This is a genomic window from Nocardioides conyzicola, from assembly GCF_039543825.1.
Taxonomy (GTDB): Bacteria; Actinomycetota; Actinomycetes; order Propionibacteriales; family Nocardioidaceae; genus Nocardioides; species Nocardioides conyzicola.
The window spans coordinates 84804-98189 of the sequence record NZ_BAABKM010000001.1 but is presented as its reverse complement, the minus strand read 5'-3'; the positions used below and the strand labels follow the sequence as shown (position 1 = coordinate 98189).

The following is a 13386-nucleotide window of genomic DNA, read 5'->3' as shown; positions in this document are numbered from 1 at the left end:
CCGGACCCGACCTACTTCTTCTTCTTCTTCTTCTTCTTCCAGAGGAAGGCCGGGGCGGGGAGCAGCAGCTCCACGTTGCGGTCGGTGCGCTTGCCGCGGCGGTGCTCCTCGCGCTCCTGCCAGTCGTTGGCGGACAGCAGGCGGGACAGGCCCGCGAGCTGGATCGGGCTGGTCAGGTCGCCGTTGAACTGCGTCGGGCCCTCGTGGTCGATCATCGTGGTGAAGATCGACAGCGTGCCGTCCTTGTTGTTGGCGATCTCGATCAGGCGGGCCTGCTGCGGCCAGTCGATGTGCGAGGCCGTGTTGATCTCCCAGAACCCGCCCACCACCTTGCCCTTCTTCTTCCGGGGGTAGGCCCAGATCTGGTTGCGGTGCGTGTGGCCGTTGACCCACGCGATCACCTGGGGGCGGCTGGTCAGCTCCTGACGGATCATCGTGGCGATGTTCTCGTCGGTGAACGACTGCAGCGGGTGGTGGCTGTACAGCACCACGAGCTTGTTCTTGCTCCGGTCGAGCAGGCGCAGCAGCCAGCTGAACTGCTTGCTGTCCATCGCGCCCTGGTCACCCGACGGGGCGACCGTGTCCAGGACGACGGACCGCACCACGCCCTTCGGCCCCCGGTCGAAGTAGTAGTACGCCGTCTTCTTGGCCTTGTTCTCCTTGGTGAAGCCGTGGCCGTCCGGCGTACCGGTCGTGACGAAGTGCTCGTCGACCCACTCCGCCTTGTCGAGCAGCCGGCGGTCGGGGTCGGCGGTGACGGTCCGGGTGGCGCCGCCCGTGACCTTCTTGGCCGTGCCGATCGCGCGCGCGTTGTCGGCGGGGGTGTGCGGGAAGTTCCCCTGGACCAGGCCGTCATGGTTGCCCATGACGGCGTACCACGGCATCTGCAGCCCGGCGGCGCTAAACGGCTGGCGGGCCGCGTCGAGGAGGCCGTCGACCACGGGGAAGCCGTACACCGCCCGGGCGTCGTCGTCGGCCTTGCCGTCCGGGGTGCCGTCCGGGTGCCAGAACACGGTGTCGTAGTACGTCGGGTCCTGGTCCATGACCCCCTCGTACCTGGTGAGGTCGCCGGAGTCGACCCTCAGCGTGCCGCCGTCGAGGACGTCGATGTTCCAGCGCAGCTCGTTGTACTGACCGGTGTCGGAGTTGTCGCCGGTCTGGATCGTGAACGCGAGCTTGCTGCCCGTCGCCGGACCACGGCGCACGGCGTTGATCCGGCGGACCATCGCGTCGGCGACGTGGGCGCTCAGGATCTCCTGGGGGCGGTAGGCGCTCGGGCTGAAGTTCTCGCCGTACTCGGACCGGACGGGGGACTGGCAGTCCATGATGTGCACGTCGCTGATCTGCGCGAACGCCAGGAGCGACTTGCGGCGCCGGGCCCGGCCGCCCCGCGCCTTGGCGCCCAGCCCGCCGCGCACGGCGTACCCCTCGCCGGCCCTCGTGACGACGGGACGCCAGCCGCCGGCCCCGGCCGGGCCCTTGTCGAGGGTCGTGGTGCGGGTCGTCGCCCGGGCTACGGGCCCGGTGCCGGCGACGGCGGCGTCGGCCAGTCCGAGCCCACCGAGGGCGGTGACGGCGCCGACGGCGGCGGTGGAACGGATGAGGTCACGACGAGAGATCTGCACCCGCGTCAATCTAGGCGCCGTCCGTCGTTCACGTCCTCGAAACAATGAGGTTCACAGCGTCGTCGACCCCGTCGACCAGGTGCACGTGCCGCTCCATCGGCCGGCCGCGGGCGACGGAGCGCAGCAGCGGCCAGGCCGGCAGCTCCTCGGTCCAGTACGCCGTGCCCACCAGCACCATGGGCGCCACCGACTCCTCGGTGGCGTAGTAGTTCTCGCACGCGTCCTGGAAGATCTCCTGCACGGTGCCGCCGAGGCCCGGGAGGAAGACGATCCCGGCGTCGCACACCTCGAGCAGCGTGGCCTCCCGGGTGGAGTTGCGGAAGTACTTCGCGATCGCGGTGGCGAAGACGTTCGGCGGCTCGTGGCCGTAGTACCAGGTCGGGATCCCCAGGGTGTCCGCGCCGCCGGGGAACCGGGCCAGCACGTCGAACGCCCGGTGGACCCAGGCCTCGACGGTCGGATGGTACGACGGCACCTCGGCCAGCAGCGCGAGCGCGGCGTCGAGGTCGTCGGGCTGCTCGGCGAGACGGCCGCCGAGGTTGGCCGCCTCCATCGCGCCCGGCCCGCCTCCGCTGGCGACGACGAGGCCGGCACCGAGCGCCGCACCGAGCCGGGCGGCCTCGGCGTACGCCGGTTGTCCGCGCTCGAGCCGGTGACCTCCCATCACCCCGACCAGGTGGCGTCCGGCGGTCCAGTCCGCGAGCGCGAGGTCGATGGCGTGGTCGTGCAGCGCCCGGGCGAGCGCCGCCTCCCTCGTCCGCGGCTCCTGCGACCACGCGTAGGCACGGGCGTCGAGCGACGCGTCGTACGTCGCGGTGTCGTAGAGCTCGGCCGCCGTGTAGAGCGAGGTGCGCGCGGTGTCGACCGGGACACCCGGGTGCTCGGCCATCCACTCCTCGAGCCGCCCGACGATCGCTGCCGGCTCACCGCGCACCACGCTCTTCTTCACAGTCGCACCCTAGAACGCGTGCGCGATCAGCTCCCCGAAGAGCTCGCCGGGATCGACATCGAGCCCGCGCGTCTGGAACCAGGTGCAGACGTTGGTGCAGTCGCGCAGCAGGAAGTCCATGCCGGCCGGGTTGCCGACCAGGTCGACCACCTGTGGCAGGTCGATGATCACCAGACGGTCGCCCGCCGCCAGGATGTTGTAGGCCGACAGGTCGCCGTGGACGATCCCGTGCTGCACCATCAGCGCCAGTGCGTCGCGGAGCTGGTCGAAGTACGACGCCAGCAGCGCCGGCTCCGGGCGGGTCTGGGCCAGCCGCGGGGCGGTCTCCCCGTCGTAGGTGATCCACTCCATCAGGATCTCGGTGCCGTCGATCTGCACGGGGTAGGGGACGGGGAGACCGAGCTCCCAGCACCGCTTGAGCGCGTCCCACTCGGAGACGGCCCACTCGCCGGCGGCGACGATCTTGCCCCAGGTGCTCTTGCGCTTCAGCGCCCGCTCGTCGCGGGAGCGCTTCACGCTGCGGCCCTCGGTGTAGGTCGCGGCCCGGTGGAAGGTGCGGTGCTCGGTGCTGCGGTAGCGCTTGGCGACCAGCACCACGGAGTCGCCGACGGCGTCGGAGCCGGGGACCGCGCGCTCGAGGAGGAACGCGTCGGCCTCCTTGCCGGTCTTGAGGATGCCGAGGTCGGTGTCGACCGCGGCCTGGGAGGTGACGACCCAGTCGGGTCGTGGCTGCGGGCCGCGGCAGAGCGGCTCGACGCTCAGCCAGGTGGACCAGCGCTGGCCCTCGTCGAGGTCGTCGTACGCCTCGAACTCGAAGACGAAGGCGGGGTCGAGGTCGGGGTCAGTGAACGGGGGTGGTGCGTCGTGCGTCATCGGTGTGGGTGCTCCAGAAGCGAGAAGGGGAGTGGTCTGCGGACAGGCCAAGGACAGTCGTGGACATGTCACGCTCCTCTCGCTCGGGCACCGGTCACTCCGGTCGCTCGGGGCAACTGTGGTCGTTGCCGCCCGGCGACCGCAACCGAATAAGGAGACGCCCCGCCCGGGGGTGCGCCGGGCGGGGCGTCGATCAGGGGGCGACGACGTCAGGCGGCGACGGTCGTCGCGATCGCCAGCTCGCTGACCTGGTCCCAGGAGTCGTCGACGTGCACGACGCTGCGGCCGCTGCGGTGCAGCAGGCTGGCCGCGATGCCCGCCCGGTAGCCCGACCTGCAGTGCACCCACAGCTCGCCCGCGGGGAGGTCGGCCCCCCGTCGGTCGACCTCGTGGACGGGCAGGTGCACCGCGTCGGGCAGGTGGCCGGACTCGTACTCGTCCTGGTCGCGGACGTCGACGACGACCCGCGGGCCGGAGTGGCTGCGGAACCCCGCCCAGTCGGTACGCCGGAAGCTCGCCGCCAGCGTCGACGTCGGGCCGAGGTCGTGGATCCCGGGACCGTCGATGCCGATCGCGGCGAGGTCGTGCAGCGCCGAGCCGACGTCGTCGGCCGTGTCGTAGAGCAGGACCAGGTCGTCGGCCCACGGCACCAGCCAGCCGACGTACGTCGCGAACTGGCTGGAGTACTCGACGTTGACCGATCCGGCGACGTGTCCGCGCGCGAACGAGGCGCGCTGGCGCAGGTCGACGACCCACTGACCGGCGAGGATCGCGTCGGTCACCTGGTCGCGGGTGACGGGACGTCCGGGCCGGGGCACCGCGCGGCCCGCGCCCGCACGGTTGAGGGGCGCCATGTGGCCGTAGTAGGCCGGGACCGGACCGAAGCCGGCGACCAGGTCCGCGACGAACCGGTCGCGCTCCTGCGTCAGCGCGGGGTTGGTGAGCAGCTCGGCGCCGAGGCTGCCGTCGGTGCCGGTCGTCGCGTCACCGCCGGCGCAGAAGCTCCCGAAGCCGTGGGTGGGCAGCAGGCGGGTCGCGGGGTCCAGCCGGGCCAGCGCCCGGGCGCTGGCCCACTGGGCCCGGGCCAGGTCGTGGCGCAGCCGCGGGTCGACCAGGTCGGTGCGTCCGACCGTGCCGTGCAGCAGGCTGCCGCCGCTGAGAAGAGCATCCGGACCGCTGCCCTCCGGGTCGCGGACCGCGAACGCCTGGTGGTGGCGGGTGTGGCCCGGCGTGGCCAGGACCGTCACCTCGAGCCGGCCGACCGTCAGGAGGTCGCCGTCGCGGACGCCGACCCGCTCGAACTGCACGGGCTCGTCGGCCGACAGCAGGTAGTCAGCGCCGTGGCGGCGGGCCAGGCCCAGGGCGCCGGACACGTAGTCGTTGTGGATGTGGGTGTCCGCGACGGCGGCGATCTCCACGCCGGCCCGCTCGGCCGCTGCCTCGACAGGGGCGATGTCGCGCGAGGGATCGACGACGAGCGCCTGCCGGCCGTCGTGGACGAGATGGGTGTGGTTGCCCAGCTCCGGGATCTCCAGCGTGACCACCTGCATGACGCCCCCTCGATTAAGTGCAGTGAATCAGTAGAGTTATAACACAAGGCGGGTGCGGGGTCGGGGGGCACGCGTCGGGTACTTTGCCCGGGTGTCGCGTCCTCGCCGGTCCACGGCCCTCGTCGTCGCTGCCGTTGCCGTCGCCCTCGGCCTCGGCCCGGTCGGCCCGTCCGTGGGCGCCGCGCACCGCGACGCCGTGCGACCGGCCGGCGCCGCAGGGATCGGCGACCCGTACTTCCCGCTCGACGGCAACGGCGGCATCGACGTTCTCTCGTACGACATCCACGACCGCTACGGCTTCCGCTCGGGCCGGTTGTCCGGCTGGACCGGCCTCCGGCTGCGGGGCACGGCGTCGATCTCCAGCTTCGACCTGGACTTCCTGCTGCCGGTGCGCTCCGTGCGCGTCGGCGGACGGTCCGTGACCTTCACGCAGGGCCGACACGAGCTCGTCGTCAAGCACGGGCTCGAGCCGGGCGAGGTCGTCGACGTGTGGGTGCAGTACGCCGGGCGGCCGGATCGACGCTCCTACGCCGGGGAGAGCAACTGGCTCGCGCGCAACGGCGAGGTCGTCGCGATGAACGAGCCGCACATGGCGCCGTGGTGGTTCCCCGCCAACGACCACCCCCTCGACAAGGCCCGGGTCCGCGTCAGCATCACGGTCCCGAAGGAGTACGACGTCGTCTCCAACGGGCGTCAGGTCCGTCGCAAGGCCCACGGCCGGCTGGCGACCACCACCTGGCACGCGGACGAGCCGATGGCGCCGTACCTCGCCTTCTTCGCCGCGGGCCACTACAAGATCGCCGACGGGGCCCGCGACGGCCGGCCCTGGCTGGTGGCGGTCTCGAAGGCGCTCCCGACCAACGCCCAGCCGAACGCGATGCGGCTGATGCGGCAGACGCCCGGGATCACCCGCTGGCTGGAGACCCAGCTCGGCGACTACCCCTTCTCGACGGTCGGTGGCCTGGTCACCAACCTCGAGCCCGGGTTCGCGCTCGAGAACCAGACGCGGCCGACGTACTCTCCGGCCAGCCTGACCCAGATCACCGTCGTCCACGAGCTCGCCCACCAGTGGTTCGGTGACTCGGTCGCGGTCGCCCACTGGAGCGACATCTGGCTCAACGAGGGCGCGGCGACCTTCATGGAGTGGCGCTGGGAAGAGGCGCGCGGTGCGTCCTCGGCGGACGACGAGCTGCACCAGCGCTACGACAACCTCGACGCCGACGACGAGTTCTGGGACCTGGTCGTCGCCGACCCGTGCCCCGACCCGACCGGGTGCTCCAGCGTGAACGACATCTTCGACGACCGGGTCTACGAGCGCGGCGCGATGACGCTGCAGGCACTGCGCACCCGGATCGGCAACACCGCCTACTGGGCGCTGCTGCGCCGGTGGGTCGCCGACCGCGAGGGCGGCAACGGCTCGACCGCGCAGTTCGAGGCGCTCGCCGCGGAGGTCAGTGGTCAGGACCTCGACGGGTTCTTCGCCGCCTGGCTGCACACGGCCACCAAGCCGGCCGACACCGTCGACAACGGGCTGCGGTCAGCCCCGTAGCCGCACCGACAGGCAGGTCACGCAGCCCTCGAGCTTCTCGAACTCGCTGAGGTCGACCGACACCACCCGCAGGCCCCGCTCCTCGAAGAGCGCGCGGGTCAGCGGGGCGCTCGTCGCCATCAGCACGGTCGACTCGTCGAGCACCACCACGTGGGAGCCGCCCTCCTCGGGCACCGGGAGGAACGGGTCCCACTCCTCCGGGTGGTCGACCAGCGGCTCGAACCCGACCACGGTGCCGTCGGGCAAGGCGGTGACGGCCGACTTGAGGTGCAGCACCTTTGAGACGGGTACGCCGACGACGTCCGCGCCGAGCGGAGCCAGGTGGGCGGCGAGCTGCTCCAGCCCCTCGCTGTTGGTGCGCCCGCCGAGACCCACCCAGACCGTCCGGTCGTGCTTCAGCACGTCGCCGCCGTCCAGGGTGCCCGGCGCCTCGATGCGGGCGATCCGGTAGCCGAGTGCGGCGAGCGTCGCCTCGGTGCCGGCCGTCTCCGGCTTGCGCTCGTCGGCACCCGGCCGGCTGATCACCGCGAGGTCGTCGAGGACGACCACGGTGTCCTCGACGAAGACCGCGTCCGGGCAGTCGTCGACCGGCGGCACCTCGACCGTCTCCCAGCCCTCGGCCCGCAGCGCCTCGACGTACGCCTCCCACTGCCGGAGGGCGAGGTCGGCGTCGACCGGGACGCGCTCGAGGTGGGTGAGGAGGCCGTCGTCGAGACGCGGGCCGGGGCGGCGGACGAGGGCGCGCTTGGTCATCTGCTCATCCCAGCAGGGGAGCGACCGTGCGCGCTACCAGGCTGGGCATCCGGGTGACGGATTCCTCCGCGTCGGCGAGGGTCATCGCCCGCAGGCCGGCGTTGATGCCGAGCCAGCGCAGCGGCTCGCGCTCCCAGCCGGGGGAGCGGTGCCCGACCCACGGCAACCGGGTGAGCTCGGTGTCGCGGCCCAGCACGAGGTCGCGCAGCGTGCGGCCGGCGAGGTTGGTGGTGCTGACCCCGTCGCCGACGTACCCGCCGGCCCAGCCGAGCCCGGTCGCGCGGTCGAGGCCGACCGAGGCGCACCAGTCGCGCGGGATGCCGAGCGCTCCGCCCCACGCGTGGGTGACGCGGGTGCCCCGCAGCACCGGGAAGAGGTCGACGAGGGTGGCGTAGAGCCGGGCGAAGACCTTCTCGTCGCGGTCGTACTCCGGCTTGATCCGCGAGCCCAGGTGGTACGGCGCACCGCGCCCGCCGAACACCAACCGGTCGTCGGCGGTCCGCTGCCCGTAGACGATCAGGTGCCGGTGGTCGGTGAACGTCTCGCGCCGCGCCAGGCCGATCTCGTCCCACACCTCGGCCGGCAGCGGCTCGGTCGCGATGATCAGGGAGTAGACGGGCACCATCGTGCGCCGCTCGCCGGCCAGCGTCGCGGTGTAGCCCTCGGTCGCGCGGAGCACGGTGCGCGCCCTCACGGTGCCGTGCTCGGTCCGGGCGAGGCGCGGCTCGATCGCCGTCACCCGGGTCTGCTCGTGGATCGTCACCCCGCGTCGCTCGACCGCCGACGCGAGCCCGCGGACCAGGCGGGCGGGGTGGAGGGCGGCGCAGTCCGGCGTGTACGTCGCGCCGCGGGTGTTGCTCCCGTGCAGGATCTCGGTCGCCTCCTGCCGACCGAGCAGCCGGAGGTCGTCGTCGCCCCGGTCCCAGGCCCGCGCCTCGGCGACCTCGGCCTTCGCGCGCGACCACTGGGCGCGGCTCCGCGCCAGGGTGATCGTGCCGCCCTTGCTCACCTGCGCGTCGATGCCCTCCGCCGTGGCGACGCGGACGACCTCGTCGACGGTGGCGCGCACGGCGCGGTGCTGGGCGAGGGCGGCGCCGCGGTCGGCGTACCCCGCCAGCGTCGGCAGGGACGCCGGGAAGAGCGCCGAGCACCAGCCGCCGTTGCGGCCGGACGCGCCGAAGCCGGCGGTCTCGGCCTCGAGCACGACGATCCGCAGTGTCGGATCGGCCTCGGCCAGGTAGTGCGCGGTCCAGAGGCCGGTGAAGCCCGCACCGACGATGGCGACGTCGGCCTCGACGTCACCCGGCAGCGGCGGCCGTGGCGACCAGTCGGTGTCGACCGTGTCGTGCCAGAGCGACAGCCGCTCGTAGTGGGGGTCCCGGCTCAGCGGACACCCCACGAGTAGGTCTGCTTGCGCAGGCTGAGGTACATGAACGTCTCGGTCCCGGCGACGCCGTCGATCGCCCGGATCTGTCCCGAGATCAGCTCGAGCAGGTGCTCGTCGCTCTCGCACACGACCTCGACGAGGAGGTCGAAGGAGCCCGCGGTCACCACGACGTAGTCGACCTCGTCGAGCTCGGCCAGCCGGTCGGCGACCGGCTCCAGGGGGCCGGTGACGCGGACCCCGACCATCGCCTGCCGGGCGAACCCCATCTCCAGCGGGTCGGTCACCGCGACCACCTGCATCACGCCCGACTCGATCAGGCGCTGCACCCGCTGGCGGACGGCAGCCTCGGACAGGCCGACGACCTTCCCGATGGCGGCGTACGAACGGCGCCCGTCCTGCTGCAGCTGCTCGATGATCGCCTTGGAGACGTCGTCGAGAGGCTGCGACGTACGACCTGGATTCCGGCTCATGGGGGGATGCTTCCGCAGGCCGGGGCTGCGGTCAAAGATTTCGCCCGGCCGTGTTCGCAAGCGATTTCGTTGCGAGGATGTTTCTTCTCGACGGGATCGCTTGTGGGGGGCCCTTCAGCGTGGCACGATCCGATGCGTCGAGGCAGTTCGAAGGGAGTCCGCATGGCGCAGGGACCCACCGGAGGTGGACGCGGCGGGCTGTCTCGTCGCGGGCTGCTCAAGGCCGGTGGCGGCGTCGCCTTCGCCGGCGTGAGCATCGCGGCGCTGAAGCTCCCGTTCTTCGGGGTCGAGCCCCGGAAGGTGAACCCGGCCGACTGCCGGGCGACCGACGTGTCCGCGAAGGACAAGCGGCTGATCGTGTCGAACTGGCCGGCGTACATCGACCCCAAGAAGAAGGCGACGTCGACCCTGCGGGTCTTCGAGGACCAGACCGGGATCACCGTCGACTACACCGACGACGTCAACGACAACAACGAGTTCTACGCCAAGGTCAAGAACCAGCTCGGCTCCTGCGAGCCGATCAACCGGGACATGATCGTCCTCACGGACTGGATGGCCGCCCGGATGATCTCGCTGGGCTGGATCCAGCCGCTCGACAAGGCCAAGGTCCCCAACCTGCACGCCAACCTGATCAAGCCGCTGCGGGATCGCCAGTGGGACAAGGACCTGACCTACCACGCACCGTGGCAGAGCGGCCTGACCGGGATCGCCTACAACGCCGCCAAGACGGGCGAGGTCAAGAGCTTCGAGGAGCTGCTCACCCGCTCCGAGCTCAAGGGCAAGGTCAGCCTGCTGAGCGAGATGCGCGACACGATGGGCTTCATGCTCAAGGTCGTGGGCGCCAACCCGAGCGACTTCAGCGACGACGACTGGGCCAACGCGATCGACAAGCTCCGTGACGTCGTCGCGTCCGGGCAGATCCGGGCCTTCACCGGCAACGAGTACATCCAGGACCTCGCGGCGGGCAACATCGTCGCCTGCGAGGCGTGGTCGGGCGACGTGATCCAGGCGCAGTTCGACAACCCGGACATCAAGTTCATCGCGCCGGAGGAGGGGTTGTCGCTCTGGAGCGACAACATGCTGGTCCCCAACCTGGCCAAGCACCAGGCCAACGCCGAGAAGTGGATCGACTACTACTACGACCCCGAGAACGCGGCCAAGCTGGCGGCGTACGTCAACTACATCTGTCCGGTCGAGGGCGCCCAGCAGGAGATGGAGAAGGTCGACCCGTCGCTCGTCGACAACAAGCTGATCTTCCCCGACGACGAGACCCTCGACGTCACCTTCGACTTCATGCCGCTGAGTGAAGAGCAGATCACTGCCTACCAAGGAGAGTTCGACGATGTCACAGGTGGCTGAGCAGGAGCCGGCCGCGGCCGACGGCGAGTCGTACGACGGCCTGAGGCTGCGGAACGTGACGAAGTCCTTCGGGGCGTTCACCGCTGTCGACGACCTCGACCTCGACGTACCCAGCGGCTCGTTCATCGCCCTCCTCGGCCCGTCCGGGTGCGGCAAGACGACGACGCTGCGGATGGTCGCCGGTCTCGAGACGCCGACGGCGGGCTCGATCACGCTGGCCGGGCAGGACATCACCTACGCCAAGCCGTACCAGCGTCCGGTCAACACGGTCTTCCAGAGCTACGCGCTCTTCCCGCACCTCGACATCTACGAGAACGTGGCGTTCGGGCTGCGTCGCCGCAAGCGCCATGACGTCGACGCCACCGTGCGGGAGATGCTCGAGCTGGTGGAGCTGACCTCGCAGGCGCGCAAGAAGCCGGCGCAGCTCTCGGGCGGTCAGCAGCAGCGGGTCGCCCTCGCGCGGGCGCTGATCAACAAGCCGGAGGTGCTGCTGCTCGACGAGCCGCTCGGTGCGCTCGACCTCAAGCTGCGGCGCTCGATGCAGCTCGAGATCAAGCGGATCCAGACCGAGGTCGGGCTGACCTTCGTGCACGTGACCCACGACCAGGAGGAGGCCATGACGATGGCCGACACGGTCGCGGTCATGAACGCCGGGGTGATCGAGCAGATGGGCGCCCCGGCCGACCTGTACGAGAACCCCCAGTCGACGTTCGTCGCCAACTTCCTCGGCCAGTCCAACCTGATCGAGGGCACGATCACCAACCGGGCGGCCGACCTGGTGACGGTCGACATGCACGGCATCGGCGTCTCGGTGCCGGCCGAGCGCTGCCATGCCGACAGCGACAAGGGGTGGATCGGGATCCGGCCGGAGAAGGTGCTCATCGGCGAGCCGGGCGAGGAGCTCGACGCCCCGGGCAACACCATCCCGGGCGGCGTGGTCACCGACGTCAGCTTCGTCGGGGTCAGCACGCAGTACCTCGTCCGGATGCCGTGGGGCCAGGAGCTCTCGGTCTTCCAGCAGAACACCGGCCGCCACCAGATCTTCGCCCCGGGCGCGAAGGTCGAGCTGTCCTGGCGTCCCGAGTACGCGTTCCTCCTCGACTTCAGCCAGGACGCGTCCGCCGGCTCGCAGAAGGTCGACGCCGAATGAGCGAGACGGTCCGCAAACGCGGCAGGACCGGCTATCTCCTGCTCATCCCCGGGGTGCTCTGGCTGGGCCTGTTCTTCGTGATCCCGCTCTACTCCCTGGTCGCGACCAGCCTCTTCGACCCGAGCGGGTCGGACACCGTCGGCTACACGATGACGTACCACTGGGCGAACTACTCGCACGTCATCAGCGACTACTGGCAGCCGCTCGTGCGCTCGCTGGCGTACGGCGCCCTCGCGACGCTCTTCTGCCTGATCCTGGGCTACGTGCTGGCGTACGCGATCGCGTTCAAGGCGGGCCGCTGGAAGAACCTGATGCTGGTGCTGGTGATCGCGCCGTTCTTCACCAGCTTCCTCGTCCGCACGCTGTCCTGGAAGCTGCTGCTCGCCGACGACGGCATCATCGTCAACACGCTGCAGTTCGTGCACATCCTGGGCGCCGACGGGCGCCTGCTCGCGACGCCGTTCGCCGTCATCGCCGGGCTGACGTACAACTTCCTGCCGTTCATGGTGCTGCCGCTCTATGCCAGCATCGACAAGATCGACCCGCGCCTGATCGAGGCGTCCAGCGATCTCTACGCGAACCCGTTCGTCGGCTTCTTCAAGGTCACCTGGCCGCTGTCGTTGCCGGGCGTCGTGTCCGGCACGCTGCTGACCTTCATCCCGGCGGTCGGTGACTACATCAACGCCGAGCTGCTGGGCAGCCCCAACCAGCGGATGATCGGCAGCGTCATCCAGAGCCTCTTCACCAACGCCAACAACTACCCGGCTGCGGGCGCACTGTCGGTCATCCTGATGCTGCTGATCGTGGTGATGGTCCTGTTCTACGTCCGCCGGGCCGGGACGGAGGACCTGCTGTGAGCACCTCCACCAGCACCGCGACGGGCAACCGGACGGTCACCTACAAGCAGGGCTCCGCGGCGGGTCGCTGGCTGCGTGGACACCTGGTCCTGATCCTCGGCCTGATCGTGCTGGTCTACACGTTCGTGCCGATCTTCGTGGTCGTGCTGATGAGCTTCAACGCCCCGACCAGCCGGCTGATCTACCGCTTCGACGGCTTCACGCTCCACAACTGGCTCAACCCGTGCGAGGCCGAGGGCATGTGCAGCGCCCTCGGCACGAGCATCGAGATCGGCCTGCTCGCGACCCTCGGCTCGACGGTCCTCGGCACCCTGATCGCCTTCGCCCTGGTCCGCCACGACTTCGTCGGCCGGTCCTCGATGAACCTGCTGATCTTCCTGCCGATGGCCTCGCCCGAGATCGTGATGGGGTCCTCGCTGCTGGCGTTGTTCGTGGCCGCGGGCCGTGGCGGTCAGCTCGGCTTCTGGACGATCCTGATCGCGCACATCATGTTCTGCATCTCGTTCGTGGTGGTCACCGTGAGAGCCCGGTTGGCCGGTCTCGACGACAACCTCGAACAGGCGGCGATGGACCTCTACGCCACCCCGCAGCAGACGTTCTGGCGGGTGACCTTCCCGCTGGTCTTCCCCGGCATCCTGGGTGCGGCGCTGCTCAGCTTCTCGCTGTCCTTCGACGACTTCATCGTCACCAACCTCAACGCCGGCAACACCACGACGTTCCCGATGTTCGTCTGGGGCGTCGCCCAGCGCGGCGTACCGATGCAGGTCAACGTGGTCGGCACCGTGATGTTCCTGATCTCGGTCCTGATCGTCGTCGGCGGCGAGGTCAACAGCCGCCGCCGCCAGCGCGCCCTCACCTGACCCA

The 13386-nt window shown here is 70.5% G+C and carries 12 protein-coding genes; 5 read left to right on the top strand and 7 right to left on the bottom strand.

The features are described 5' to 3' along the window. Nucleotides 1–11: 11 nt before the first annotated feature. The 4 genes from ABEA34_RS00470 to ABEA34_RS00455 all read right to left on the bottom strand — a co-directional run bounded on the left by ABEA34_RS00470 (nucleotide 12) and on the right by ABEA34_RS00455 (nucleotide 4997). Nucleotides 12–1625, bottom strand: coding sequence for a TIGR03767 family metallophosphoesterase (locus tag ABEA34_RS00470; RefSeq protein ID WP_345518132.1), 1614 nt, complete (start codon nucleotides 1623–1625; stop codon nucleotides 12–14). 28 nt (nucleotides 1626–1653) lie between these two features. Further along, nucleotides 1654–2574, bottom strand: a complete 921-nt coding sequence (locus ABEA34_RS00465; RefSeq protein WP_345518130.1) for a Rossmann fold nucleotide-binding protein — start codon at nucleotides 2572–2574, stop codon at nucleotides 1654–1656. Nucleotides 2575–2583: 9 nt separating this feature from the next. Beyond that, on the bottom strand, nucleotides 2584–3447 hold the full coding sequence (locus ABEA34_RS00460) for a serine protein kinase RIO (RefSeq protein ID WP_345518128.1): 864 nt from the start codon (nucleotides 3445–3447) through the stop codon (nucleotides 2584–2586). Nucleotides 3448–3656: 209 nt separating this feature from the next. Then, nucleotides 3657–4997: a rhodanese-like domain-containing protein gene (locus ABEA34_RS00455; protein WP_345518126.1), complete on the bottom strand. Its 1341-nt coding sequence runs from the start codon at nucleotides 4995–4997 to the stop codon at nucleotides 3657–3659. A gap of 91 nt (nucleotides 4998–5088) precedes the next feature. Here ABEA34_RS00455 and ABEA34_RS00450 point away from each other — a divergent pair, with 91 nt between their 5' ends. Beyond that, nucleotides 5089–6546 (top strand): M1 family metallopeptidase, encoded by a 1458-nt coding sequence (locus tag ABEA34_RS00450; RefSeq protein WP_345518123.1) that lies wholly within the window; start codon nucleotides 5089–5091, stop codon nucleotides 6544–6546. Here ABEA34_RS00450 and ddaH read toward each other — a convergent pair. The 3 genes from ddaH to ABEA34_RS00435 are packed head-to-tail and all read right to left on the bottom strand — an operon-like array spanning nucleotide 6535 to nucleotide 9156. Further along, nucleotides 6535–7299, bottom strand: a complete 765-nt coding sequence (ddaH, locus tag ABEA34_RS00445) for a dimethylargininase (protein WP_345518121.1) — start codon at nucleotides 7297–7299, stop codon at nucleotides 6535–6537. The two genes, ABEA34_RS00450 and ddaH, sit on opposite strands and share 12 nt — an antisense overlap. Before the next feature lie 4 nt (nucleotides 7300–7303). Continuing rightward, nucleotides 7304–8698, bottom strand: a complete 1395-nt coding sequence (locus tag ABEA34_RS00440) for an NAD(P)/FAD-dependent oxidoreductase (RefSeq protein ID WP_345518119.1) — start codon at nucleotides 8696–8698, stop codon at nucleotides 7304–7306. Continuing rightward, complete coding sequence (locus ABEA34_RS00435) at nucleotides 8683–9156, bottom strand: Lrp/AsnC family transcriptional regulator (RefSeq protein ID WP_345518117.1); 474 nt, start codon at nucleotides 9154–9156, stop codon at nucleotides 8683–8685. The genes ABEA34_RS00440 and ABEA34_RS00435 overlap by 16 nt, the downstream gene beginning before the upstream one ends. Before the next feature lie 162 nt (nucleotides 9157–9318). On the opposite strand from ABEA34_RS00435, the gene ABEA34_RS00430 reads away from it, so the two are divergent. From ABEA34_RS00430 to ABEA34_RS00415, 4 genes are read left to right on the top strand one after another with little or no spacing between them, the layout of a single operon-like run. Next, on the top strand, nucleotides 9319–10515 hold the full coding sequence (locus ABEA34_RS00430; RefSeq protein ID WP_345518115.1) for a polyamine ABC transporter substrate-binding protein: 1197 nt from the start codon (nucleotides 9319–9321) through the stop codon (nucleotides 10513–10515). Further along, the gene (locus tag ABEA34_RS00425; protein WP_345518113.1) at nucleotides 10508–11665 is read left to right on the top strand and encodes an ABC transporter ATP-binding protein; all 1158 of its coding nucleotides are present in this window, start codon (nucleotides 10508–10510) and stop codon (nucleotides 11663–11665) included. Before ABEA34_RS00430 ends, ABEA34_RS00425 begins: the two co-directional genes overlap by 8 nt. Beyond that, nucleotides 11662–12522, top strand: coding sequence for an ABC transporter permease (locus tag ABEA34_RS00420; RefSeq protein WP_345518111.1), 861 nt, complete (start codon nucleotides 11662–11664; stop codon nucleotides 12520–12522). The genes ABEA34_RS00425 and ABEA34_RS00420 overlap by 4 nt, the downstream gene beginning before the upstream one ends. Then, nucleotides 12519–13382, top strand: a complete 864-nt coding sequence (locus tag ABEA34_RS00415; protein ID WP_345518109.1) for an ABC transporter permease — start codon at nucleotides 12519–12521, stop codon at nucleotides 13380–13382. The genes ABEA34_RS00420 and ABEA34_RS00415 overlap by 4 nt, the downstream gene beginning before the upstream one ends. Nucleotides 13383–13386 lie beyond the last annotated feature (4 nt).

Coding starts and splice junctions, on each gene's coding strand:
- ABEA34_RS00460 (WP_345518128.1), bottom strand. CDS start 3,447: ATGACGCACGACGCACCACCCCCGTTCACTGACCCCGACCTCGACCCC.
- ABEA34_RS00455 (WP_345518126.1), bottom strand. CDS start 4,997: ATGCAGGTGGTCACGCTGGAGATCCCGGAGCTGGGCAACCACACCCAT.
- ddaH (WP_345518121.1), bottom strand. CDS start 7,299: ATGACCAAGCGCGCCCTCGTCCGCCGCCCCGGCCCGCGTCTCGACGAC.
- ABEA34_RS00435 (WP_345518117.1), bottom strand. CDS start 9,156: ATGAGCCGGAATCCAGGTCGTACGTCGCAGCCTCTCGACGACGTCTCC.
- ABEA34_RS00430 (WP_345518115.1), top strand. CDS start 9,319: ATGGCGCAGGGACCCACCGGAGGTGGACGCGGCGGGCTGTCTCGTCGC.
- ABEA34_RS00420 (WP_345518111.1), top strand. CDS start 11,662: ATGAGCGAGACGGTCCGCAAACGCGGCAGGACCGGCTATCTCCTGCTC.